The sequence below is a fragment of the Saprospiraceae bacterium genome (genome assembly GCA_016719615.1).
Lineage (GTDB): Bacteria > Bacteroidota > Bacteroidia > Chitinophagales > Saprospiraceae > Vicinibacter.
This window is the reverse complement of sequence record JADJYQ010000001.1, coordinates 700,180-723,719: the sequence shown is the minus strand read 5'-3', so window position 1 is coordinate 723,719 and position 23,540 is coordinate 700,180. Positions and strand designations below refer to the sequence as shown.

Sequence of the window (23,540 nt, the reverse complement as noted above, 5' to 3'; positions counted from 1 at the left end):
TTGATATTTCATGTTAAATCTGCTAACTTGAAATATGTCGAGCAATTTATTAATTATAAGTATCGAAAGCAGAGTATTTTCATTGAAGTTGTTGAGTGGTAAACAGGTCGTACGATTGCATCTGTTTTAAGTACCAAAATCCCATTTCATCTTCATTTTATATGCGTCATTTTGGAAAAGGTCTCTCCAATGTTCCTTTTAAGAAGCATGTTCCATGTTCAAATCGGCATACTCAATTCCTAACAAGATTTGAGCCTCTATTCTAAATTCCGATTAATAGGCTTATGCGTCCCGATCAAAATACGTACTTTATAAATTCATTTTAAACCTAAAATTTCAGGTAGGGAGATGAATTCTTTAATATTTGTATTTTTTTTGATCTTTTTGAATGGAACGGCAAATTCGAAAGACAAGTTGGCTTTGAACCAATCATTTGGATTAAGACTTTTCTCAACTTGAGCTTTGGCTTCCCTTACAAATTTTATATAAGACTCAATTAGTAAATCCAATCTTGTGGTTTGCAAGTGTGGTAATAATTCAAATAAAAAATTTAAATTTAGCATTACCGGATCGTGTATTGCTTTAAATTTGTTTATTTTCAAATTAGATTTAAATATTCCTGTTAAGTAATTATTTATACCAGGTAAAGAATATGAAAAGTCGGTATAGATTATAATTGGATAAATTTCGATCCGATTTCGTTTTAATTTCTTTATTTCAAAATCGTCAAATTTATAGGATGTCTCATTTAAATAGTGGATTTGATTTATTAACTGCATCACTCCTTTTGGCTTACCTCTATCATTCTGAACAAATTTTTTATCGACTTCATGATTGATTTGATCAAAATCATAAGATTCTACAATGGACGAAGGCATTAAATTATCTTTGAATTCAAATAGAAAAATCTTATTTCTTTCTCGCAAATATGCATCAGGTTGACCATCCTCCTTTCCAAATTGAAATACTTTATGCTTCATGGAATAAATAGCGGACATGATTGGCATGAATATTCTCTCTTCGGAAATGCGTTTCCCGATAAAGGACTTAAAATTTTCGAAACCTGAATAGACCTTATTCAATTGAGCACGGTAGTATATATCAAAGATGAAACCATTATAAATTTTGTTTTTTAAAAAATTCCAATTCAAAACAATAAAATTGTATTCTTTATAACCAAGTAAAGGATATTTTTTTATTGCGAGGTAATCTTTGTTATAATTCTTTTCTTTAATAATCTCTAAAACATTCAACCTTAAATGGTTTAAAAAATGGTGCATATTTTCTTTTACAGAAACAAAAAACAAATTCACATCAAATCCATCCATTTCTCTCGTTTTATTAAGACGTGCGATATTCATTAAATTATAAACATAATCTTCACATGTCATGTGGATTTCTTCTTCAAATTTATTTAATAAAAGTTTTGCATCATAATCTTTTTTTAGCTCATCTAAAAGAACAAGGGTTCTTATTGATTGAAAAATTTCTTGGGGCCTTTGATTAAACTGAAACTGCTTCGTCATATATGGCCAACTCAGGCTATTGAAGGAGTGATCAGAATTAACTTTCACGCCTTGCATTACGTCATCTAATTCCTTTAGTGTTTTGTTAACAATTAAAAGATATGCTTTAAAGATTTTTAAATCTTCTTCTGGCGTTGTGTCTTCAAGCCTATCGTTGCTAAATTGAAGCGCATACACCATAAATTCTGTAATATAAAATTCAGAGAATAATGTTATTCCTGTTTCCTGTTCTTTTTCGAATTTACTTATTCTTTGTTTTATTGATATTAATTCATCATGAGGAATTCTTCGTAAGAACAAATGCAATATATCTACTTCATTGTGACTAAAATGTATTTGTGTACTTATTACCGCTAAATTAGTTAATAATGCTGCCGTCGGGATGTTTTTAATTAGATCATCAATTGTATCATCCGATTTAGGAAATATTGCTTTAAATCCAGGTGAAGTTTTGAGGGGCATAAAAGTTATTTTAAAGGATATGATGATAATAAGGTCATTTTGCAATCAAATAATGAGACTAATTTAATCGAATACTTTGCTTTTGAATTGCAGACCGTAATTTAGCCATCCTAAAAAGAATATCAGGATGGCATTTTCTGATCTGTTTTGGGTTGTTGCAAAAACAAATACTTGATTCAGTTACTCGTTCATGCCCTGAAAGCATTGCTTTTATTCGAGGCCAATTTTTATCCTTTCTCAAATCCTGTAAACATGCTTCAATATCTTCTTTCGTCCCATCACTAAAAGCGAAAGACTGAAATATTCCTGCGGAACCATGAGCATATTCGTTCCAAGGCCATTTTTCATATTTATCAAAATATGTTTGCTCATACAAAAATGGAACAACAAGTCTTTCTAAGAATTTAGTAAATAAAAATCCCGATTGAATAAATTTACCTCTTTCCGCCGGCCCACAAAGACATGCCTTCCCATCAGGATAAAAATGTCTGCCAATATTTATCTTTCCTTCATCAATTTTTAGTTGTAAAGATGGTAACTCGGTTAGCTTGTCCGCTTTTTTAACAAGCACCTCGTAACTGTCTTGTAGAATTTCTCCTTTAGCCATCTGCTTATCATCAATTAGCCATGTGAACCCGCCCTCTTTATCATAGGCTGCCCGAAAATTAATTAAACCGCTTACCTCACTACGATCTTGATTAATATTTAGGGATGGGCAATACTCTGAAATCCATTTGATTTCATCATCTGTAATCATTGCTCCAGGGCTTGCTTGGTTGAAAAGAACTGCCTACTGTATAAGCTGAAGTAGATGCCACCTTACTTGAAGAATTTGAATCATTATCAACGAACGTTTCTTTCCAATCGCTTAAATCATCAGAGTTTTCAATTTTAGTGTAAGTCCTTTTAGCCATTTGGGTAATGGATTCTTTTTCAGAATCACTGACTAATTTTGATACAACATTATTTGTATTTGCGGGATCAATTAATTGAATAGTAGAGTATCTATCATTGAATTCTTCAAGCACTTTTAAAAAGCTTTTCTGCAAATTGCCTTTATCCTTATATTCAGTAAGAACTTTGACAATGAATAACTCCAAAATAAATGTCTTAATTTTAAGATCATTTCTATGGGCCCAAAGTTTCACAAGTCGAATTATTTCCACACAGCCGCTGTCTTTAATGTGGTCGATATGCGTTCTTAAATTTGTTTGCATTCGTTGTTTATCACCATAAGCAACATGTAAAAAAACATCTTTAGTGTCTTCAATGAAACGACCAGGCACAACATCAATATGAAAATCAACTGGAGCTTGAGATCCCTTTAGATCCATGATTCTTTCTGATGAAGACTTATGAGTAAGTTCATATTTGTCTTCAAGATGATGTGCTACGTCTTCACGGATTTCTTTTAGTGAGCGATCATCTGAACTTGGAAAATAACAAACTACGTCAAGGTCATATCTCTCGCTGATCATAGTTCCTTTTTCTCGAGATCCGGCATATTTAATAATGGGATCATTTCCAAACTCTTTACGAAGATAATCAGTTATCTCCTTTTTGTGTTTTTGCAGATCTTCTTCTTGTTGCTCTGTTAAGTCTTGTGATTTAAGCAAATCTTGTAAATATTTTTCTATAGTCATAATTAGTTTATTTTATTGTTAATGTTGGCAGGAATCCACCTTGATTTTTATCATAATCATATACAAGTACTGGAGGATCAGCTTTAGGTAATAATTCTTTTCCGCATAACACTGCTATCGGAGACGGAATTGCTGGAAAAAGATGAATAACGCATTCACCTCCGTATTTGGCTCTTATATCGCTAATGGTCTTTCGGTATAACATTCTGAATTTCTCAAGGCGAGATTTATACATAAGAAATTCGGGGCCAGCATTTTCGACTTCGATCTCGAATACAGGTACTTCACTACCCAAGATAGTTCTGTATTCTTTGGAACCAATCTTACCACTTAAAGACAAAACAAGTGCAACTTTAGATTTATCGGAACCATCATTAAACGAATATTGATATTCAAAGGGGTCTAATAAAAGTTCTTGTTTCCATTTCCAATCATCCGTGTCTCGATGTTTTTGAAAAAGGTCAGATGCGATAATATTACCGACTTGATTTCCTAAACATATAAGTGCAGGGATCGGAGCAAGCCCAAATATGGATAAGTGTTCATATCGTTGTCCATTGTTTCCTTTACGTAGACTATGTTTAACTTGTTCAGAAATTTCACGAGAATATTCATTCCAAAAATTTTGATCACCACTACCAGATTTAGTTGAGAAATCAAAAAATATACCTTTATCATCCGCTGGGTATCGAGGGTATAGAGCAGCAAAAGCCTGAGCATTCGATATTACTACTTGTCTATCACGAATTGGTGATTGAAAAATAACCACAGTAGTCTTGTGTTCAGGTGCAAGTTCTGTTTGTCTCCTAATACGATCTTCATGTATAGCCTTATATTTAACCAGATCTTCTACTGAATAATCATTCTTGTTTTTTCCATCAATTAATTTTGAATGGGTTTGGCAAAGCAATAAAAGATTATCATAATCAATCTGCAACTCTGGAGATAAAACTACATCCCCACGGGGCCCATTGCTACTTGCAGCAACGATATGGGCCATGTGTGCGAAATTATCCTCTTTTAAAGTTAAACCATCACGCCAAACCATGACGTTACATCCTGGAAATTCACATCTTCCACCGGATTTAACCCATAGCTTAAGCATTATATCATCTGGTATTTTCTTTCTGTTACTCATTAATGTTTTTTATCAATTATTGATGAAGGATCGTTGCCGTAACTGTCTTTATCCTTAATCTGACCTTTCCGATTATGATACACGGCTTCAGTTTCATTCTGTTTTGCAAGCTTTTGTGTTTTTGCTTCTGACGCAACTTGCGTGTGATGAATTGAAATAGGTTTCTCAACTCCTCCTTTTTTTACCGCCCAATCTCCATCCCAAGGAACACTGTGAAAGTTTTTCTTTGCCATATCAATCTTGTTTAAAGTTATTCATAAAGATCTCCAGGGAGCACCGCGACTACTACTCCTTGAATAATACAATTTTCAGTTAATACTATTGGTTTATGTCTGGCTTCTGTTGACTTTGGACGAAGAATAACTAAGTTATCCTTTCTCTCGAAGTACTTAACAGTGGCCGAATCATCAATTAGTGCTACAACAATCTCGTTATTTTCAGCAGTTGGTTGCTGCTTCACAAGAACAATGCAATTATCCTGAATTGTTACTCCATTTACTTGAGCATTATTCATAGAATTACCCACTACACGCAACAAGAAATATTTCTGATTGGGCCGAGCAAGCGCAATACTTATAGGAATAAATGTTTCGATATGTTCTTCGGCTAGAAATGGTGTACCTGCTGCGATTTCTCCAATCAAAGGAACTTCCACCGTCGTTATTGACTTTTTCTCAGACCAAGATTCGTTGGCAAGCCTAATCTCATGATTTGGTAGAATTTGTATTAATCCAGCAACTTCGATACGCTCCAAAGCCAATTTTCCAGATCTGGGGGAACTTTTACCTATAATTTTGATTATCTCCCTTAAGGTAGGGGCTTTCAGCCCGTTGGCTATGCGGTTTCTAATGATTAAGTATAGCTTTTTGTCGTTTTCGCTTAATGAACCCATCATATAGTCCTAGTGTACAGAAAAGTAAACAAAAAAGCAAGCCACAGGGTTCAAAAAATAGATTATTATTTTTTAATAATTACAAATACCTGTATTACAGCAAGATAATAAGCCTATATGTCCAGATTTTAAGGACTATCTAAAACTGAAGTTGACAACCAAATTTGTAATTGCTATACTTATAGAGTCCTTAGAAAAAGTCGCGTTTCGCGGCTTTTTCCTTTTTACGCCTTTTTTTTGATCTGAAACTTAAGGTTATCAATCTCCATAAACTTTACGGGTAACCCACTGGCTTGAGTAAGCTTCCGAAGCTTGGTTGATAATCGAGAGGTTGAGTAGCGAGCGCCTTTTTGTACTTTCTTAGCACTGGAAAAAATGGTAACTTTTGAACCATTTGACACAGCACTTTCAATAAGCATTACAAAGTCGCCATCTCCAGTAAATATCATTAGTTCTGTGTTTTCTTTTGCTTGATCAAGAATTTCCATTGTCATTTCAACATCGCAGTTACATTTCCAGGTATGACCATTATTGATTCTCTGGGTAATTTCAGTGTCGTATTTCGGACAATTTGCACTGACTATCTTATCGCTGTTATTATATACATAGTAATATTTCGATCGAACGATGCCTCCAATGTTTGTTATCTTATCAAATAGACCGGAACATTCCACATCACCGGGTTCAATACCAGGATAGAAAAACACTTTTTCGCAATTCCATCTTTCTTTGAGATAGGCAAATAGTCTTTCGAGATCGGTTGCGAATTTTAAAACCTTGAGAGTGGTCGGTCGTCTCTGTATTTTGTACATCGATAAAAGTAAATCGCTTCATGCAGTGATTGTATCATTTTGTGAATTGGATCACCACTTGAAATTTTCAATAAATCTGCTATACTGTCAATCAAGTCGAGCAATTTATTAATTATTAAGTAGCAATTGCAGAGTATATTCATTGAAGTTGTTGAGTGATAAACAGGTCGCACTATTGCATCTGTTTAAAACACCAAAATCCAATTTTATCTTTATTTTATATGCGTCATTTTGGAAAAGGCCTCTCCAATGTTCCTCTTAAGGAAGTGGCCCCGCATTTGAATCAAAGAAGAAGCACTATAATTGAATTTAAATGGCTTTTTGGGAAAATTAACGATTTTAAACGACCACTTCCCGTGGTGAACAGGTTCTTGGCTTAACTTCAAAAAATAATCTGCTTGAATTAAAAGATCATGGATATAGACATTTTGTTGCAGAAGTTTTGCGATTATTCTTCATCAATTCGTGGGTATTCAAAACATACAATACGGAGATATAGAAATGTGATAAAGAGTTATTGCCAATTTGCAAACATTAGTGTGATTAATCAAGTCAATGATGAAAATGTTAGGGCTTTATTTTATCATGGCCGGACAGAGCGAAACTGGTCGGTGAACACATTTATCGCTTATCATAAGACGCTATTAGTATTCTTTCGGTGGTGTATCACTCAGGGCTATATGCAGAAAAATCCAATCGCTGATGTTGAAAAACCTAAAATGGAAAAGCGCTTGCCTCTAAAACTAAATAAACAAGCTTCACTAAGGTTATTGGAGGTGGTTTATAATTACCCCTATGAATACAAGTTTCTCAGATATCGTAATCACGCCATATTTTCAACTTTCATTTTTACCGGATTACGAAAACAGGAATTACTTAATCTCAAATACACTGACATAGATACAGACAACTTCACTATTTTTGTTAAGCAAGGAAAAGGAAACAAAGATAGAATTGTGCCAATGAGCTATACTTTAGCTCAGAGTTTAAAGAAATATCAAAATGAAAGAAAAAGACTGAATAAAACCAACCCTGAATTTTTTTCATCCCTTCGAGGGAATGTCGGCTTTACAGATAATGGATTAAAAAAATTGGTGGAACAGGTGCGTAAATCTTCCGGTGTTGCTTTTTCTGTCCACAAACTTAGACATACTTTTGCAACTCTCATGCTTGAAGGTGGATGTGATATTTATTCTCTCTCAAAAATGATGGGGCATTCGGATATTAAGACTACTACAATATATCTATCAGCCAGCGCAGAACATTTAAGGGGGCAAATGGTGAAGCATCCATTAAATGATTTAGTATAATCTCCATTTTCATTGCAGACCGGAGTCTGGATTTTTATTTGTGCGCCCAGGAGGGATCGAACCTCCGACCATTCGATTAAGAGTCGAGTGCTCTACCAGCTGAGCTATGGGCGCATGTGTTTATTAAGCTGAATCTTAATTTAGTGCATTTGAACGAGATGCACCCGAAGAAATGTTGCCAAAATGGAAACTTCTATTGTGCATAATCTTGATTATAACATAGGTGTTTATTTTTTAAAAGACATTGAATGACGCTTCACAAAATTTTGACCACAAAACTTTATTATGGTATAATTAAATAAAGGCAGTCAGGTTGTAAAGATTTCATTAACCGACATGCAAGCACTCTAATTTACTTTCGACGAAAGCTAAATTTATTTTCATTACTAATATTGAATTAATTGACAGTGCCTTGGCACCGTTGGTTTGCAATCTGCGATACCCTTCAAATTTCGCAGATTATGGGTACCTAAAGGTGCGAAGGTGCCAATTTTATCAATTTAATCTACTTCAAAATGAGACCACCATAATTGAGTGCGTACAATTTAATAGCAATACCACTAAACGTGGAGCGTGGGCGAAAAAAATTGCCAAATTGGCAACAAATACTGTCTACGATAGGAAGTATTATAAGTATAAACTTAGGGCATCAGAAAAATTATTTCTGGTGCCCCTTTTTAATTTATGTCTTCACCACCAAATTATTTAAAAGTCTATAGAAAACGTTCCGGTTTAATTCAGGAAGATATTGCTTTCATTTTGGATTTACCGGATTACTCCAATATATCCAGATATGAGAAAGGTCAACGAGCGCCATCCATCGAATTACTTCTAACTTATCACCACTTATTTGATGCTCCAATTGAATCGTTTTTCGAGCAGGAATCACAAATAATTAAATTAAAACTTATCCAAAGAATAATTCAATTAGTTCCAGAATTAAAAAAAGATCAAATAACATTAAAGAGCACCCAAAGAATTAGATTTCTTGAAGAAACTATTAAAAGACTAACAAAATAAAATACTATGAAAACACAGAGTGAAAAACCTAAAATCGTTTACGCAATTTATCCAAATGCTAACGGCTTCGGATTTGTTTATATGGAAAACGCTAGAAAATTAATTGAATACGGATCAGTAAGAATCAACCCAATTTCAAACAGAAAAATTCTTGAACGGATTAAAAAATCAATCTCTTATTTCAGACCAACGATAATAGTTTTATCCGATCCGGATGGTAAATCCTCTCGGACTGGAAAAAGAACCCGCAGACTTATACAGAAAATAATGACTTATGCAGAATCCGTAAAGCTTCCGGTTGAACAGTACTCCCGTGATCAGGTAAGAGATGTATTCGAAGGGTTCGGAGTTGTCACCAAATATGAGATTGCTCAGTTCCTTCTTGCGGAATTTAAAGAACTGGAACCTAAGAAGCCAAGGGAAAGGAAACCATGGGTAAGTGAAGATAGGAATATGGGGATTTTTGATGCGCTGTCGCTTGCATTGAGTTGGTTTTATCTTAATGATTAATAGTATCAATCTTTCGAATTTCAAGATTTATTTGAAACTTAGGATTCAAGTAAACTAAGCATGCCGTTTAGTGCAGCATCATTATATTAATTTGCTAAACTCAAATATTTGTATTTAGCTTATAAATGTTCTAATACTAATTTACTTACAGTGTTAACTAGATCTTTGTCATAGCCCAGATTCGTATAAACAATATTTCCTTGTTTATCTATAATGTATAGTGTTGGATAGCCATTAACATTGTAGTCTCTTGCTACATTCGCAGAATCCATGAGAATGAAGTAATTAATATCGTGTTTCTTAATAAATTCAGAAAGCTCACTTTTACTTTCATCTATAGGATTAATGCCAATAATTCTTAAACCTTTTGAGTAGAATTTATCATGCAGTTCCTTTAAACTGGGCAAGGACAAAAGACAAGGATAACAGCCTTTATAAAAGAAGTGAAGAAGAACAACCTTGTTTCTGAAATCATATAAACATATTTTTTTATTTGATAAAGAGATTAGATTCCAATTTGGAGCTGCCGTACCTTTTGGTAATGGCTTGAATTCTTTAACAAGAGAAAAATCAACAATTTTATATCCAAAGGGAATTGCTTCTAATGTAAATGCGCTAGAATCAATATTAGTATTTACGTCATAACTTTTTAGTAAATATCTATTATACTGACGAATGGTATCCATATTATGTATTCCTACCACAGTGAAAGACAATTGTATTGGAATTGAATCTGACTTGGAAATCCAAAAGTCATATTCGAGACTAAGAGTTTGAATTGGTGTCGAACTATCTATCTCAGGAATCTCTATTACATGAAAATGATAACAATTAATATTATTAATATATTCGCTTCCTTTGAAATAAAACATATGTTTAGCTTCCGATAAATCGGCTTCACTTAAAAGAGGAGAACTTGAATTATTAGTTAATGGAGAATACAGAGAATACATACCACTATATGCTTTAAAATACGAATCCCAGTTAGTTTTTGACATCACTGTTGCCGTACTATCTGTTGGCTCAATTGTCACAATTTCATGGCCTGTATAAATGACCTCTCTATTCAATTTTCCATCCTGATATTCTTTGTAGTAAAAATGAGAAGAAAATACACTATCATTCTTTGCTTTTAAAAATTTGCATTTAAACAGATGCTCAGTGCCATCAATTCCTTTAATCAGAGACATTTCATAATTGCCACACTTTACAGACTGACATTTGATAAATGCCATTTTCAATATACTCTTCGGATCCCTTGAGCAAGCTGCGAATAAAAAAACACAGCTTAAATAAATGGAATAAGTTTTATGTTTCATAAATTGTTATTTATTTAGCTAAATCGGAAAAACCGGACAAATTGACCAAGGGTTGTCAATTTCACCGGTTTTTCCAAAATTGAATTAACTTCTTTTAAAACATTTCCCAAGTGTAATAGAAATAGATAAATTGTAAACTGAAAAATAAAAAAGTTCATCTTTATTAAAGAATGTAACCAAGTCACCAAAGATAAACGATGATTCAATTTGAAAGCGATTATTTAATCTATATTTACATCCTAGGATGAAATCAAGATAATATGTTTTATCTCCATACAAATGTATTCCATAACTCTGAGGCCAAGTATTACAAATTCCTAAGCCAATTCCAAATTTTTTGTCATAGAAATATCTTCTATATAATAAAGCATTTTCATACAGATAATAAGTTACATTTGATGTAACTCGAAAAAGCCTTGGATCCACTTTTGAACCCCGAGCTGATAAATATAAACCTGTCTCAATTGAATTCACATCGTTTATGAAATACTCAATCTGAAGCCCTCCTTTCCAAAGTAGTCTGGGAGAAAAATTATACTCAAATGGAACTAGCTTATCATGAATAATGTTCAAATTCATGCCGAGATTAAAATTAAAATGCAGCTGACCAAACAGTTGTATTGTCAGAAAGAGAAAAATCAGGATCTTCAATATGATTAATGATTATTTATCGAAATTTCAATGATCATTTTTCAAATCTTGAAAATTGCATTAGTTACTCAATTATTTCGTATGTGATCCGCCATTCACCTATACAAAAATTACAACTTATCCTTTCACTATAAGGTGACTTATTAATAAAACCAGGTGTAAGAGTCAAGTTTTCTTCCATGATCTGATCTATAATTGTGTCGGCATCATATGCGTTTAAAAAAATATCATCAATATTTGAGCGAAATATAATATTAGAGTCAAGATTGAAATTTATAGGAGAAGCTAAAATATTTTCATTCTCAGTTCGGTTAGAAGTAAATATTTTTGACTTATTTAAATAAATTGATATATATATATCTGGACCATCAAGACTATCCCATAGTATAAATTCATTTGGATTGATAAATTTATTTAATTCAATAGCGGTAATTTTTAATTTATGAGGAGTTTGTTCTTTCGAACAACCGGAAATTATAATTAGCATAAAAATGAAATAATTAATATTCATAAAATATTATTATATGTTGGACAATTATCAATTTTCATTAGACATTATTTTTGTAGGATATCCTATTTAAATATTAATATACAATTATATTTAGGGTTTTAGTTTGAAGTTAAAAATAGTATAATTTAACGATAAACTACCAACGTAAAACAAATGGGTATCTCTGTTTGAATTTAGCGGGTCTAATCCACCAACTAAGTATGATATTTCAATATTAAATCGAGGGTTAATGATCCATCCCAAATGAACTTCAAAGTCTAATTCATACTCCTTGTCCTCAATTAGATGAATAGGTGGATGTTTAGTAAAACCGTTTATTAGACTTAACCCAAATACAAGTTTATTTTTAATAAATGTATGATGCAAAGAAATGGGGATTTCGATGAAATTAAAATATAAAGTACCGCATCTTCCTTCAAAAAATGCATATTTAGCACAAGTTGGCCGAAATGAAACCAGGCAACCAGTACCTAATATAAAATTTTTAATTTTATATTGCGAAATTAAACCGAATCTAAACCCAAATGCGTTATCATATGAATCTCTAAAATTAGGTTCTACATTTATTTTAGTGGTTCCATAATTCAGACCAACTTTTGTGTTTATACTAAGTTGATTATACCCAATGGTTCTAGAATTAATGAATATAACCCCAAATAGAATTAGTTTTATATGTATGAATAGTTGATGCTTTGAAATTTTCATTCTAATAATAAATTACCACCAATCTATATAAGTTGCGCAATCCGCAAAACAATATCTGCAAAAATCAATTGAAATAGATGAAATTTTATCGTTCATGTTAGCGCAAAATAGCCAACCCCATTTCTGCTTCTTTAAATTTGGGACAGCCCAGTCGGAGTCGTCGTAATTGCATCTTGGGTGCATTACCCACATTTCAATCCAACAGCCACTTGGGGTTTGCCTATAACCAGAATTTCTGAACATGATAAATGCCACTTGGGTTAGTGGACCACAAAACATATTTGTTTCCATCCAATCTTTTGTACTTCCAGATTGATGCATTTTAAAAGATGATATTCTATCATTCCAGTTACTAGACATCCCTAATGCGCAATTTTCTAAATTTGGTATATTAAATTCAAATTCACAGTCTCCTCTCCAATGCTTGTTGTAAGAATAATCTGTAAATTCGAATGAGTTGCCACCATAATCAATATGTTCATAGAAAGTTGCAAATGGTGGATCATTTGAAGGCGCCATTGCAGTTGAACTATCGGGTTCTGATTCAGTCTCAGGAATGTTATATAAAAATATTGTGTCAGGATGTTCATCTGTCAATACCTTCATAATATCATTTTCACCAATTGCATCTTTTAGGGCATCTTCGGTTTCACTATTAAATGGAACACCTTCTTCAGCTTCAGTTTCGCTATCGAATTCCAAAGTATAATATACACCATCATAATAAAAAGTTTCATAAATGGTATCATTACTTCTCATTTCAAGATCTATTTGTTTGCCGTCCGTTAAATCATTTAAATGATTGGTATTTTTATCGCAAGAAGGCATTATTGTGATAATTCCAAACACCAAAAATAATAATTTTTTCATAATTTGCGCGTTTATTTGTTAAATATTAGTAAAATGAAATTATTTGTTTTTAGTTTTATATTTTTCTTTGTCGCTTGTACAGAAAGCGGAATAAACAATTTGAAGGAGTTTAACTTATCCCAAGTTGGCTTAAATTCATTTCCATATTCCAATATGGGAAAACCTTGGGACTCGTTAGATGCTCCTGATTTAATATTGGAAGTCTATCTCAACAATAAACTTTCCTATTCATCAAAAGAATCTCAATATGTTAATTTAAACTATTTGGATTTGCCAATTTGGTTTAACTTTGATAGCTTGCTCTATTTGGAGCCAAGTACTTTAATTAAAGTCAAATTGTTTGATATGGATAGTAACTCAAGAGATTTAATTGATACCATCGAATTTCAACCTCCCTTCATATTTGAACTACCGCTAATAGAAAATATTACGTCAGATACTACAACTTGGAGATTCCATTACGTAGGCAAATAGTTAAATAATTATTTATTTTTCTTTTTCTACTTAACTTTTTAAGTCCTGTACTTACAAAAGTAACATATAAAATATTGCACTGTTTACTATTTGTATTGCAGAAAATACTATAATTCAATAGTTGCAATTTGCGCTCTAAAAGTAAGACTAATGATTGTTATTATGATTACAATAAATGGGTGGCATAGGAAATGCTCAAAAAGGTCAAAGTTATTTTTCGACTTAGCTCAATTCCACAGGTAATTCTCTACCATCTACTCCGTTTATTTCCCAATCATTCATGCTTTCGATAAACGCTTTTAAAATATCGACCTGCTCATGATTATCTGAGCTTTGCTCATCAAATACAAGTTCGCCCTCTTTAAATGGGCCGTGAATATCTCCTTCAGAAATTGTTGATGGGTTGCGAATCTCGTACCTGATTTTACCATTATGTGTAAAATAGAAAATTAATCGGCCATAACATTGTGCTTGAGTACTATCAAAAGCCTTATTTCTTAAATATATAGGAATATAAAACATATTAATTGAAATTCCTTCGGCAACATTAGTTATAAGCCATTCGCAATTGCTAGAATAATATAATAGTAACGACTCGATACGTTGTACACCTAATGATCGTATATATTTGAATCTTTCTTTTATTCCTCTTTGAATTTTTAGATTTATTTCCATTAGAGGAATGATATCATCACTATTTCCCAAGTGTAAATTACTTTTCATTTTGATATTATTAAAGTCAAAGAAAGAATCGTATAAAATAAGCAGTATTTCTCTATTACTAATCCCACAGACTACCATATAGCAATCCTGGTAAACGGAAATTACTTAGAGATTGAGTTGGAACATAGCCGTTAAACTCCTCAGTAGTGATGCTTGATTGGATGTTGCCTCTTAATTTATTATAAATTTCAATGGCATAGTCCAAATACTCCTTCTGTTTATCTTTAGGAAAATTCATCGCTTCTAATTGTGAGCCGTAGGCTATGAGAAATGTATTGAAAGAAAGTTTAGAAATGTCAACGCTGGATTTAAACGCAACATTTGCAAGAGCCGTTTCAATCTGGGAGGTAATACCTTGTGCTTCGATTTGTCTAGCCCAAATTCGGATGTCATAGCGCGCGATTCCATAATCCTGTACAACGATATAATAAGTACTCATTTCCTGTTGCACTCCAGATCCAGCACCAATAATTGCTTCAATTCCTGTTGTAACAAGGCTCGCAACTCCATCAATGATTTCGTTAGCTCCGCCGGATACGAATTTTTTTATAGCACCCGCAACCTAAGAAGCAACTTTACCCGCATCGCTTTTTATATATGCTCGATATTCTTTGTGTCTGGCTAAAATTTCAGTTACGGGGATAGTTTTATTTTCTCCAGTACCAGCAATTCGAAGTTCATTTTCGATACTGGATGAAAAATCTTTTACTTTTTGCTCACATAGCTCAGAAAGCAGAGATAGGAGCAAAGTGATATCCTTTTTTCTGTCCGGAGCTGGGTCAAGTGCATTAATTGCATTTTTTAAAATTGCCATAACTTATAGTTTTTAATGTTATTTGAATAATAATGTCTAGTACACGATTTTACATTTGATATATTCTGTATTTAACATCAGGTTTGAAAAAATTAAAAATTAATGAGGTAACCATTGCATTAATGTGTTATAAACTATTTGTTGCCAATTCACTCCATCACAATTTACCGGAATGGTTCTGCTACCATTAAACCAATAAGGGTTACAAGTGGCGCTGTTGTAATGAGTGTTTCCTCCAACATTGAATGGGTAATTTATAGCAAACCCAATGAAATCCGACGTGGGACGACCAAGTAGTGCACACATTTGCCCGTGTAAGGTTCCACCAGAAGCAGAGTTGATAGGCGCATGAGGTTGGCAATTAATGCTGACTGTACCTTGGTATGGAGGTGGGTTGAAAGAGTAAATGCCAGGAAATAAAAATACATAACCTGGTCGAACTTCTCCATAGCATTGGCTTTGCCAGATATTCATTGCCATTAATGCTGTCATTCCATATCCATTCGCAGAATTTTGGCCCAAAGCTAAGGTTGAATAGTTGGCGCGCCCCTCGGCAGATACTTAAGTCGTAGCGGGAGGGTTAGGGCAGCCAGCTTCTATTCGTTTTAAAATATTTATATCTATTGTTTCATTATCGAACCCAACAAAAAATTTACTTTCCATTGTCTTGTGCTAAATTATTTATAATATAAATAGGTGGTCTATCATGTTTACGATCAAAAGTACATGACCTAATTTATTCAACAAATAATTTCACTGAAATAATTTAGATTCTAAATATTTTTAGTATTTTCTGAGTATATGCTTGCAGTAAATACTAGTATTTAGAGGTCAATAATTTTATTCAGGCTAATAATTTGGAGTCAGTTAAAGTAGACACATGTAAACCTCAAAATTTAAATTGTTAGAATCAATTAATACAACCTTGAAGTCTTGTCTGAAGTTCATAACCGTCATTCTGAATCTATTCTTCATCCAAATATAATATCAGACCTGAATTTTATTGCAAATAAACAACAAAAAATATTCTGGTAACCATTGTAAGTAAAAATAAAAGCCCCCAATTGGTGAGGGCTATCGATTTAATTCTAAGTGCTCGAGCTATTTTTCTTTGATTTGAAATTTTTACTAAAGAAAAACATCATTAGAGCGATTCCAAATCCGACAACTAAGCTGGCAAGAAACTCTCGCAACAAGGTGTAAATTTCAGCATCCATTTCTTTTAAAATTTAATAAAGACATATTTTATAAGAGCTATTTTACAAAAGCACTTTAACATATGCTAAATTATTTTGCAAGGTTTTGAATTACTTATTCGGCGTGGATAGGAAAACAAGACAACTATATACAAATTAATTTCTTCTAACCGATGAAATTAAATTTTCAACTAATATTTTATTTGTTAATTGTAAATCTATTTGCTGGATGAAGCTTGTATTTATTGCACTAATCAAGAGATTCTTGTTACATAAGTTGATTATTAGCTTATTACCCCAAGACCATAATGACATAGGGACTTTGATTTCATAATATAGTTTATCGTCAGCAACTTCTTTATTAAGCAAAATAAATTCGTTAGAATTGACATATTGATCTATTTTTCGTTCTAATGCTTTAATGTCATATACTTCATCTAACAATGTATTTAAAGTATAAGATCTACAATACTTTACGGAGCCATTAATAAATAAACTTAGAGAAAATAACAGCGATAATATAATGAGGATTACAACTAATGAAGAATAGTTTACTTCATTAAGATCCTCTGTAAATAAATATTCCAAACCAAGAACTGATAGAAAAATGGTTATAAAAAATAATATTATTTTCATGGTATTAAATATTTAATTTATTCTCCAAAAGCATTATTAAGAGAATTTGTTGTTGCACCACCAACTGCACCTCCTGCTGCTCCTCCGGGACCTAAAATAGCTCCACCTAACGCACCACCCCAAGCACCGATAAAATCTGACTTCATAATTCTTGCCCAACGAGGGGTTCTTGTTTCAAGTTTGTTTCTAAAAGAAATTAAGTCCAATGAAATTTCTAAATAGCCAGAGCCGCAGTCTGACTCTGGATACCATAGATATGTTGAATATTTAATTGTAGCTAGGCCTGAAAAGTAAAGCACTGAATCAATAGAATTATTAAATGTAGGAGGATTATCTTCTAAATCCTTATATGCATCAATTCTTTCTTCTAGGTCCATTTCAGAATCATGGATTGCATTAATGTCATCGTAAAGCTCTTCTAAATAGGATGCTCTATTTTGAACAGTTATTTCTGGAGAAGTAGCTAAAATTGAATCAAGCGTTTGACAACTAAGTTCAAATGTAGTTGGAGGTGTAAACCAATTGATTATATATGTCTCGGCATAATCTAAGCCTAAATTACATATCATTTGGTGTGAAAAATATGAAATGTTATTGGTGACGAATGAATCCACGATATGCATTATGTAGTAGTTATGCATTATACCTACACTGTCCAATGGGTTATTTGAATTTTCCAAATTGATGTTACATATTTTTTCTTTAATTGGAATATGGTCATCTGTATTCTGACATGAGCTATAGATCATAATAAAAATAAAAGCGACGAAAATTACTGGTAGTTTCATAATTTTAGATTTTTTCTGTTAATAAATAATTATGAAGGCAAATGTATTTCACGATTTAAATGCAAAATTTACTAAAAGCATATCAGTAATTACTAATTTCATAGCCATGTAACATACAGATAGTGAATAAATTATGATTGGTTTTAAAAATATGGAAGTAAATAATTGCAGTTATTACTATTTTTATTGCAGCAAATACTAATTTATTTTGAAAATAATTGAAGAGTTATGAACTATTCATATTAATATAATCCTATTGCTCTTTCTGGTTCAACCGCAATAATTCCTTTTAAACTTTTTATGCTTGATACATTTTTTGGTGAGGCTAGAATAACAAGAACAGAAATGTTATTCAAAGTATTTACAAGTATAATTTTTCTTTGCTTTAATTCTTTTATGACATTAGCAAATTCGTTATCCTGAACCTTCACAATCCAATTAGTTTTTTTTACCGGCATAATGAATGCAAAAAAAGTTGAATACCAAAGTTACAATTAATAACGATAGTATTCAACTTCTGACAAATGGAAGATAAGACACTTCAATTATAATCGATCCTTAAATGGAGGATGCTTGAATATAGGCCATTTTCTCTTTTGAGGCGCTTGTACCAATCCGGCACCAACATCTCTTGTTGGATGTTGAGGTAAGTTTTTCGCAGTAGATGATAATTTGTTCCATAAAGCATTTCCTCTAAGGCCAGTAGCTTGACCCCATAGTGCGGCTATTCCGGCCACATGTGGGGCTGCCATGCTCGTGCCATTAGCATTACCTCGTATAATACCTGCAGGCCCCATTAATGCATTATGAGGATTGGATAAAGCAGAAAATACTTGAACTCCAGGACCGACAATATCAACAGCTCCATAAGTAGGATATATACCCCCGTTAGAGAATGTTGCGATATTCATGTTCGAATCAATTGCGCCAACCGCCATAATTGAAGGACAATTGGCAGGATGAGATACTGGATTAATAAGTCCAGGTCGGTTCGAGTCATTACCAGCAGCGGCTATAATAAGAACTCCGTTATTTAAAAGATTGGAAGCTGTTGCTTCAAATACAGCCGAAAATCCTGGCCCACTTGTTCTTGCTCCCAATGACATACTGATTATGGCACAACCTTGGCCATAAGCCCAATTAATACCTGCCAGGATTTGACCATCGGTTCCACTTCCGGAATTATTTAATACCTTTCCTATATGAATTTGAGACGCATATGCAATGCCATATCTAGGAAATGCCCCTGCAGGATTTAAAGGCCCACAGGCAGTGCCTGTGCAATGCGTTCCATGTCCAAACAAATCTTGCGTGGATTGCCCAGAAATAAAACTTGAATGGATTATTTGCCTGCCGACAAAATCCGGATGATTAAAATCAAATCCAGTATCTAAAATGGCCACTTTTACCCCAAAACCTGAATACCCAGTAAAGAATGGTGAAATAGGTACAACATTTGTTGCTCTTAATCCCCATGTAATTCCAACTGAACTGGCTGACACTTCATCCTCTGTTATTAATTCTCCATTTTCTTCAAAATTTTCCTCTAATATTTGACTAATTAAACCATTAATGCCATCTCTGTACCCCATTAAATAGTTTTTAGAATTTTCGTCCATAAGGTTAATCGCATGAACTACTCTTTCAGGTTCAATTAGCATATTGTGCTGTGAAGACAAAGAATTTATTGAATTTTCAAATTTTGGACTTTTGTTCACAATTGCAACGCCTATGTTTTCAAGTACAATTCCATCGCAATTATTCAAATCTTCATTTGAAAATACACTATTTGTAAATTCAGATGATTTCTTTAAGGTTAAACCTGTGGCGGAATGAATACTATTTACAGGCCCTTCTGGTGAATCTCGCTCCGGGAGCAAAATGAGATATCTTCCTGTAAATTCAGGATTTTTGTTTTCACTAATTGATTTCTTTGCCATGAATGTAATTTTTTATCCCTACTCTGGAATACAGCTTTTCGGGTTTGCGCTGATCAATGAAAATTCGAGATGATTTTCAAGATTGGGCAAACTTATAATAAGAAAGCAAACCCAGCAATAGTTAAAATACTATATTCTAACTAGTAATTTTACTATAATAATTAGGTGAACTGCCCTTCAGTAGTTTATAAATTCCTTTCCTACTTTTCGATATATTAACAATCTGGATATTTTTAGTATTTTTATTCAAAAAATAGTAATATTACTATCGTAAATTGCAGTAAATACTATTTAATTCGGAATTCAGAAGGTTCTTGCACACACGAAATTTACAAATTGAATTGAAAATCTATCTTTGGCTTCATTTATAAAAAACTAACAATTATGCCAGCAGAAAACTTTAGTCCTGACACCGGTTCATTTATTACTCTCTCCACTGCGGAAGATATGGTTGCAGATTGGGTAAGCAATTTTGGACCAGCAAGTAATTCGAATCCCAAAGCAACTGCATTTGGGTCTAATAAAATTCAAGACATCTTAGATCAGAGTGGTTGTGTAGGTTTGAGAATTTACAATGGCTATGATGATGGAAATCGAAAGTTAGTGATTGTGGGAGTTGATGAGGATGGAAATGATTTAACCGGAGGGTACATATTGGATGCAGGTTCCCCATGCCCACCAATGTGTGCACCTAATAATTCAATTAATTGAATTGGGTATTAGCCTCATCAGTTTCTTCCTCATTCCTTGTTGGAATTTTAAGCCTTATAATAATTAAGAGAACACCCATCTTAAAATATATTAAATACTATTGTGTATTTAACCTGATTATTGAAATTTCGATGCTTGTGCTATCTTGGGTAGATTACAATAATATTTTTTTGATCTATATTTTGACAGGGATTGAACTAATATTTATAATTAGATATTTCACTTACGAAATAGAAAATGTAAAGTGGATTGGAAATTGGAAAAATATTGCATTCTTATACTTCATATTAATTTCAACGTTTGCGATCAAGCATCCTTTGGCCTATGTGAATCCAAATCCTCAAATTGTAGAAGGTTTGTACATCACTATTTTGTGTTTGCTCTATTTCCATAAAGAGCTAAAATATCCGAAGTATAAAAATATTATAGCAGAACCTTCATTTTGGTTTGTTGTAGGATTTTTATTTTATTACGGATGCTCTTGGCTAGTTTTGTTGAGCACGAATTATTTTTTTGAAGCAGATAAATTTATTTATGTTTGGAATATTCATAATTTATTATATTCAATAAAAAATATTTCTCTAATAATTGGTTTGATATGTTTGTATCGTCTCCAGAGAGTTTAATATTATTGGGAACCTTATTATTATGCCTCTTTATTGGAGGGTTGATTATATTTGTACTAACCCACAGGAAGCATATTATTCATTTAGAGAATGAAAAAGTTAATTTTGAAAAAGGTTTTCAGTTGCGTTTGTCTGAGGCAGTTATAAATTCTCAAGAAAGCGAAAGAAAGAACATAGGGAACGAATTGCATGATGAAGTCGGCCCATTATTAACCGCTGTTCAATTAAGTTTAAGATCGCATATAGTTAAAGAACCAAATTGCAACCTGTTAGAAATTAAATCGGCTATAATAAATTTAGATTTGGCGATTAACCAAGTAAGAAACATCTCACATGTCTTGCATCCGGCCGCATTAGAGAATTTTGGACTTTATCATGCTATTGAAGACTTTTGTTATCTAATCAACAGTACAAGCGCTTGTAACATTACTTTGGGTTTTGATGACAATCAGCTTGAATTAGAGCCGTTCAAAACACTCATGTTGTACCGTATTCTACAGGAACTCGTTATAAATGCAATAAAACATGGTAATGCAAAGTCAATCCATATAAATATAAGTGCAAATCCGCAATATTTTCAATTAAACATAGTACACAATGGGGACTTGTTTACTATGAGAGAATATCTAAATCTTTTGGAAACATCTGATGGATTGGGTTTAAAAAACATCCAACACAGGCTAGATATTCTTAATGGGAGCATTAATTTTGCTGAAATTGAGACCCTTGATCAACGATGTATCGAGCTAAGGATTCCATTAATCCAACATTATTAAATCTCAAAAGACTATGTTAAAAATTAGAGTTGCAATAGCAGATGACCATAAAATATTTAGGACAGGTATCGTTTCAAGTCTTTCATATTATAAAGACATTGATATTGTGTTGGAGACTTCAAATGGGAAAGAGCTTTTAGAAAACCTCACATCACAACATATTGATGTAATTTTGCTTGATGTTAAGATGCCTGATATGGATGGCTACGAAACTTTAAACATTCTACGGGTTAATAATGATGAAGTTAAAGTAATTGTACTTACAATGCACGAAGAAGATAGCTTCATTTACAAATTTATGGACTCACGGGCCAATAGTTACCTTATTAAGAATTCTGACCCTGCTGAAGTCTACTTTGCTATCAAAGAATGCCATGAAAAAGGCTATTATATGAATAAGAGGATCAATGATGTTCTAGCATCCAAATTTATTGAGAAAAAGCATATAAATTATAGGGACGGAATAGATGTGGCTTTTGATAGTCGGGAATTGAAGGTGTTAAAACTACTGGCAGAACAAAAAACATCACTTCAAATAAGCAAAGAATTATATATAGGTGTCCGCACGGTTGATAGCATTAGGGCGGAACTATTAAGAAAGACCCAATGTAAAAACACCGCTGGTTTGGTGATATTTTGCTATAAGAATAATTTAATCAATTAAAAACTACTTTTCAATTATTCTCAATTTTGTTCATAAAAGAATAGCCATCTGAGCTTTAATTTATAATAACTTTTTTGTATTTATTTTAATTTATTTATTTTCCACATTTGGCCATTATTAAATACTAATATTAGTGAAGATTATAACAGTTCATGGAATTAGAAGAAAAAAAAAATGGTATGATACCATTGCTTGTTCTGAAATAGTAGAAATTAATAACATTTCATTATATCTTTTGATTATGGTTATTTAAGCATTGTTAAATTCATTGTGCCTTATTTTAGAAATAGGATAATTAAGAAATTTTGCACGTTTTACGAACAAAACTTTCTATCCAATTCTGTTCGACCTCATATAATTGCTCATAGTTTTGGAACCGATATTGTATTAGAATCAATGAAACGATATGACAGAATCATGTTTGACACAATTATATTCTGCGGATCAATACTAGATCAAGAAACAGATTTTACCCAATTAAAAAGCAAGGGGCAATTTGAGAGACTAATTAATGATCATGGGTCACATGATAAAATTATTGGATTTGCTCCTTCCAGGAGTTGGTATGTAGTTGGTCGGAGGGATACGATAATTCAATCACAAAGATTTAAATTTAAAACTCATTATTTCAAAGGACCACACACAGCAAGAGTATAGATTAATTCCCTGGGCTTTGTCAATACATGCTTCTAGATTGAGTTAAAATAATACTTGACGACTTTAAAAAGCACAGGAGTTATTGTAGTTCCGGTTTAAATCAACAAATACTAAGATGTAATAGTATTTTTACACCTAGATTTAGTATTTCTACTTACAAATTGAA

27 protein-coding genes and 1 tRNA gene are annotated in these 23,540 nt (G+C 32.7%); 7 read left to right on the top strand and 21 right to left on the bottom strand.

Annotation, left to right across the window (positions count from 1 at the left end; all coding sequences use genetic code 11):
• Positions 1-317: 317 nt before the first annotated feature.
• From IPM92_03025 to IPM92_02995, 7 genes are all read right to left on the bottom strand, one after another.
• Complete coding sequence (locus IPM92_03025) at positions 318-1,988, bottom strand: hypothetical protein (protein ID MBK9107365.1); 1,671 nt, start codon at positions 1,986-1,988, stop codon at positions 318-320.
• Between the two features lie 58 nt (positions 1,989-2,046).
• Complete coding sequence (locus IPM92_03020) at positions 2,047-2,745, bottom strand: hypothetical protein (GenBank protein MBK9107364.1); 699 nt, start codon at positions 2,743-2,745, stop codon at positions 2,047-2,049.
• On the bottom strand, positions 2,732-3,631 hold the full coding sequence (locus IPM92_03015) for a hypothetical protein (GenBank protein ID MBK9107363.1): 900 nt from the start codon (positions 3,629-3,631) through the stop codon (positions 2,732-2,734). Before IPM92_03015 ends, IPM92_03020 begins: the two co-directional genes overlap by 14 nt.
• A gap of 7 nt (positions 3,632-3,638) precedes the next feature.
• A complete protein-coding gene (locus IPM92_03010) occupies positions 3,639-4,769 on the bottom strand; it encodes an SAVED domain-containing protein (protein MBK9107362.1) in 1,131 nt (376 codons plus the stop codon).
• A complete protein-coding gene (locus IPM92_03005; GenBank protein MBK9107361.1) occupies positions 4,769-5,002 on the bottom strand; it encodes a DUF2188 domain-containing protein in 234 nt (77 codons plus the stop codon). The genes IPM92_03010 and IPM92_03005 overlap by 1 nt, the downstream gene beginning before the upstream one ends.
• A gap of 17 nt (positions 5,003-5,019) precedes the next feature.
• Positions 5,020-5,664 carry a repressor LexA gene (gene lexA / locus IPM92_03000; GenBank protein MBK9107360.1) on the bottom strand — a complete coding sequence of 215 codons (645 nt, stop codon included), beginning with the start codon at positions 5,662-5,664 and terminating at the stop codon, positions 5,020-5,022.
• A gap of 221 nt (positions 5,665-5,885) precedes the next feature.
• The gene (locus IPM92_02995) at positions 5,886-6,473 is read right to left on the bottom strand and encodes an NYN domain-containing protein (GenBank protein ID MBK9107359.1); all 588 of its coding nucleotides are present in this window, start codon (positions 6,471-6,473) and stop codon (positions 5,886-5,888) included.
• A gap of 413 nt (positions 6,474-6,886) precedes the next feature.
• Here IPM92_02995 and IPM92_02990 point away from each other — a divergent pair, with 413 nt between their 5' ends.
• Positions 6,887-7,783 (top strand): tyrosine-type recombinase/integrase, encoded by an 897-nt coding sequence (locus IPM92_02990; protein MBK9107358.1) that lies wholly within the window; start codon positions 6,887-6,889, stop codon positions 7,781-7,783.
• A 41-nt stretch (positions 7,784-7,824) separates the two neighbouring features.
• Here the strand turns inward: IPM92_02990 and IPM92_02985 are convergent.
• A tRNA-Lys gene (locus IPM92_02985) sits at positions 7,825-7,897 on the bottom strand.
• A gap of 570 nt (positions 7,898-8,467) precedes the next feature.
• Here IPM92_02985 and IPM92_02980 point away from each other — a divergent pair.
• A complete protein-coding gene (locus tag IPM92_02980) occupies positions 8,468-8,803 on the top strand; it encodes a helix-turn-helix domain-containing protein (GenBank protein MBK9107357.1) in 336 nt (111 codons plus the stop codon).
• Between the two features lie 6 nt (positions 8,804-8,809).
• Entirely contained in the window at positions 8,810-9,313 is a 504-nt protein-coding gene (locus IPM92_02975) for a hypothetical protein (protein ID MBK9107356.1), read from the top strand.
• Positions 9,314-9,432: 119 nt separating this feature from the next.
• Here the strand turns inward: IPM92_02975 and IPM92_02970 are convergent, their stop codons facing one another.
• The 5 genes from IPM92_02970 to IPM92_02950 form a co-directional block, all read right to left on the bottom strand.
• Entirely contained in the window at positions 9,433-10,632 is a 1,200-nt protein-coding gene (locus IPM92_02970) for a TlpA family protein disulfide reductase (protein MBK9107355.1), read from the bottom strand.
• Positions 10,633-10,716: 84 nt separating this feature from the next.
• The gene (locus IPM92_02965) at positions 10,717-11,211 is read right to left on the bottom strand and encodes a hypothetical protein (GenBank protein MBK9107354.1); all 495 of its coding nucleotides are present in this window, start codon (positions 11,209-11,211) and stop codon (positions 10,717-10,719) included.
• Between the two features lie 136 nt (positions 11,212-11,347).
• The gene (locus IPM92_02960; GenBank protein MBK9107353.1) at positions 11,348-11,794 is read right to left on the bottom strand and encodes a hypothetical protein; all 447 of its coding nucleotides are present in this window, start codon (positions 11,792-11,794) and stop codon (positions 11,348-11,350) included.
• Positions 11,795-11,884: 90 nt separating this feature from the next.
• The gene (locus tag IPM92_02955; GenBank protein MBK9107352.1) at positions 11,885-12,499 is read right to left on the bottom strand and encodes a hypothetical protein; all 615 of its coding nucleotides are present in this window, start codon (positions 12,497-12,499) and stop codon (positions 11,885-11,887) included.
• Between the two features lie 12 nt (positions 12,500-12,511).
• Positions 12,512-13,369 (bottom strand): hypothetical protein, encoded by an 858-nt coding sequence (locus IPM92_02950; GenBank protein ID MBK9107351.1) that lies wholly within the window; start codon positions 13,367-13,369, stop codon positions 12,512-12,514.
• A gap of 33 nt (positions 13,370-13,402) precedes the next feature.
• Between IPM92_02950 and IPM92_02945 the strand changes: the two genes are divergently transcribed.
• Complete coding sequence (locus tag IPM92_02945) at positions 13,403-13,843, top strand: hypothetical protein (protein ID MBK9107350.1); 441 nt, start codon at positions 13,403-13,405, stop codon at positions 13,841-13,843.
• A gap of 222 nt (positions 13,844-14,065) precedes the next feature.
• Here IPM92_02945 and IPM92_02940 read toward each other — a convergent pair whose 3' ends face one another.
• The 8 genes from IPM92_02940 to IPM92_02905 form a co-directional block, all read right to left on the bottom strand.
• Entirely contained in the window at positions 14,066-14,566 is a 501-nt protein-coding gene (locus IPM92_02940) for a hypothetical protein (protein ID MBK9107349.1), read from the bottom strand.
• 58 nt (positions 14,567-14,624) lie between these two features.
• Complete coding sequence (locus IPM92_02935) at positions 14,625-15,005, bottom strand: hypothetical protein (protein ID MBK9107348.1); 381 nt, start codon at positions 15,003-15,005, stop codon at positions 14,625-14,627.
• Positions 15,006-15,128: 123 nt separating this feature from the next.
• Entirely contained in the window at positions 15,129-15,380 is a 252-nt protein-coding gene (locus IPM92_02930; protein ID MBK9107347.1) for a hypothetical protein, read from the bottom strand.
• A 99-nt stretch (positions 15,381-15,479) separates the two neighbouring features.
• A complete protein-coding gene (locus tag IPM92_02925; protein MBK9107346.1) occupies positions 15,480-15,872 on the bottom strand; it encodes a hypothetical protein in 393 nt (130 codons plus the stop codon).
• Positions 15,873-16,732: 860 nt separating this feature from the next.
• Positions 16,733-17,212 carry a hypothetical protein gene (locus IPM92_02920; GenBank protein MBK9107345.1) on the bottom strand — a complete coding sequence of 160 codons (480 nt, stop codon included), beginning with the start codon at positions 17,210-17,212 and terminating at the stop codon, positions 16,733-16,735.
• Positions 17,213-17,229: 17 nt separating this feature from the next.
• Entirely contained in the window at positions 17,230-18,000 is a 771-nt protein-coding gene (locus IPM92_02915; GenBank protein MBK9107344.1) for a hypothetical protein, read from the bottom strand.
• A gap of 242 nt (positions 18,001-18,242) precedes the next feature.
• The gene (locus tag IPM92_02910) at positions 18,243-18,458 is read right to left on the bottom strand and encodes a hypothetical protein (protein MBK9107343.1); all 216 of its coding nucleotides are present in this window, start codon (positions 18,456-18,458) and stop codon (positions 18,243-18,245) included.
• A gap of 87 nt (positions 18,459-18,545) precedes the next feature.
• On the bottom strand, positions 18,546-19,940 hold the full coding sequence (locus tag IPM92_02905; GenBank protein ID MBK9107342.1) for a S8 family serine peptidase: 1,395 nt from the start codon (positions 19,938-19,940) through the stop codon (positions 18,546-18,548).
• Positions 19,941-20,324: 384 nt separating this feature from the next.
• Between IPM92_02905 and IPM92_02900 the strand changes: the two genes are divergently transcribed.
• From IPM92_02900 to IPM92_02890, 3 genes are all read left to right on the top strand, one after another.
• Positions 20,325-20,651 carry a hypothetical protein gene (locus IPM92_02900; protein MBK9107341.1) on the top strand — a complete coding sequence of 109 codons (327 nt, stop codon included), beginning with the start codon at positions 20,325-20,327 and terminating at the stop codon, positions 20,649-20,651.
• A gap of 598 nt (positions 20,652-21,249) precedes the next feature.
• Positions 21,250-22,053 carry a hypothetical protein gene (locus IPM92_02895; protein MBK9107340.1) on the top strand — a complete coding sequence of 268 codons (804 nt, stop codon included), beginning with the start codon at positions 21,250-21,252 and terminating at the stop codon, positions 22,051-22,053.
• Positions 22,054-22,066: 13 nt separating this feature from the next.
• Positions 22,067-22,717: a response regulator transcription factor gene (locus IPM92_02890; protein ID MBK9107339.1), complete on the top strand. Its 651-nt coding sequence runs from the start codon at positions 22,067-22,069 to the stop codon at positions 22,715-22,717.
• Positions 22,718-23,540 lie beyond the last annotated feature (823 nt).

What these genes read in the sequence shown, in the direction of transcription:
- IPM92_03025 (MBK9107365.1), bottom strand. Translation starts at nt 1,988, where the DNA reads ATGCCCCTCAAAACTTCACCTGGATTTAAAGCAATATTTCCTAAATCG.
- IPM92_03020 (MBK9107364.1), bottom strand. Translation starts at nt 2,745, where the DNA reads ATGATTACAGATGATGAAATCAAATGGATTTCAGAGTATTGCCCATCC.
- IPM92_03015 (MBK9107363.1), bottom strand. Translation starts at nt 3,631, where the DNA reads ATGACTATAGAAAAATATTTACAAGATTTGCTTAAATCACAAGACTTA.
- IPM92_03010 (MBK9107362.1), bottom strand. Translation starts at nt 4,769, where the DNA reads ATGAGTAACAGAAAGAAAATACCAGATGATATAATGCTTAAGCTATGG.
- IPM92_03005 (MBK9107361.1), bottom strand. Translation starts at nt 5,002, where the DNA reads ATGGCAAAGAAAAACTTTCACAGTGTTCCTTGGGATGGAGATTGGGCG.
- lexA (MBK9107360.1), bottom strand. Translation starts at nt 5,664, where the DNA reads ATGATGGGTTCATTAAGCGAAAACGACAAAAAGCTATACTTAATCATT.
- IPM92_02995 (MBK9107359.1), bottom strand. Translation starts at nt 6,473, where the DNA reads ATGTACAAAATACAGAGACGACCGACCACTCTCAAGGTTTTAAAATTC.
- IPM92_02990 (MBK9107358.1), top strand. Translation starts at nt 6,887, where the DNA reads ATGGATATAGACATTTTGTTGCAGAAGTTTTGCGATTATTCTTCATCA.
- IPM92_02980 (MBK9107357.1), top strand. Translation starts at nt 8,468, where the DNA reads ATGTCTTCACCACCAAATTATTTAAAAGTCTATAGAAAACGTTCCGGT.
- IPM92_02975 (MBK9107356.1), top strand. Translation starts at nt 8,810, where the DNA reads ATGAAAACACAGAGTGAAAAACCTAAAATCGTTTACGCAATTTATCCA.
- IPM92_02970 (MBK9107355.1), bottom strand. Translation starts at nt 10,632, where the DNA reads ATGAAACATAAAACTTATTCCATTTATTTAAGCTGTGTTTTTTTATTC.
- IPM92_02965 (MBK9107354.1), bottom strand. Translation starts at nt 11,211, where the DNA reads ATGAATTTGAACATTATTCATGATAAGCTAGTTCCATTTGAGTATAAT.
- IPM92_02960 (MBK9107353.1), bottom strand. Translation starts at nt 11,794, where the DNA reads ATGAATATTAATTATTTCATTTTTATGCTAATTATAATTTCCGGTTGT.
- IPM92_02955 (MBK9107352.1), bottom strand. Translation starts at nt 12,499, where the DNA reads ATGAAAATTTCAAAGCATCAACTATTCATACATATAAAACTAATTCTA.
- IPM92_02950 (MBK9107351.1), bottom strand. Translation starts at nt 13,369, where the DNA reads ATGAAAAAATTATTATTTTTGGTGTTTGGAATTATCACAATAATGCCT.
- IPM92_02945 (MBK9107350.1), top strand. Translation starts at nt 13,403, where the DNA reads ATGAAATTATTTGTTTTTAGTTTTATATTTTTCTTTGTCGCTTGTACA.
- IPM92_02940 (MBK9107349.1), bottom strand. Translation starts at nt 14,566, where the DNA reads ATGAAAAGTAATTTACACTTGGGAAATAGTGATGATATCATTCCTCTA.
- IPM92_02935 (MBK9107348.1), bottom strand. Translation starts at nt 15,005, where the DNA reads ATGAGTACTTATTATATCGTTGTACAGGATTATGGAATCGCGCGCTAT.
- IPM92_02930 (MBK9107347.1), bottom strand. Translation starts at nt 15,380, where the DNA reads ATGGCAATTTTAAAAAATGCAATTAATGCACTTGACCCAGCTCCGGAC.
- IPM92_02925 (MBK9107346.1), bottom strand. Translation starts at nt 15,872, where the DNA reads ATGACAGCATTAATGGCAATGAATATCTGGCAAAGCCAATGCTATGGA.
- IPM92_02920 (MBK9107345.1), bottom strand. Translation starts at nt 17,212, where the DNA reads ATGAAAATAATATTATTTTTTATAACCATTTTTCTATCAGTTCTTGGT.
- IPM92_02915 (MBK9107344.1), bottom strand. Translation starts at nt 18,000, where the DNA reads ATGAAACTACCAGTAATTTTCGTCGCTTTTATTTTTATTATGATCTAT.
- IPM92_02910 (MBK9107343.1), bottom strand. Translation starts at nt 18,458, where the DNA reads ATGCCGGTAAAAAAAACTAATTGGATTGTGAAGGTTCAGGATAACGAA.
- IPM92_02905 (MBK9107342.1), bottom strand. Translation starts at nt 19,940, where the DNA reads ATGGCAAAGAAATCAATTAGTGAAAACAAAAATCCTGAATTTACAGGA.
- IPM92_02900 (MBK9107341.1), top strand. Translation starts at nt 20,325, where the DNA reads ATGCCAGCAGAAAACTTTAGTCCTGACACCGGTTCATTTATTACTCTC.
- IPM92_02895 (MBK9107340.1), top strand. Translation starts at nt 21,250, where the DNA reads ATGTTTGTATCGTCTCCAGAGAGTTTAATATTATTGGGAACCTTATTA.
- IPM92_02890 (MBK9107339.1), top strand. Translation starts at nt 22,067, where the DNA reads ATGTTAAAAATTAGAGTTGCAATAGCAGATGACCATAAAATATTTAGG.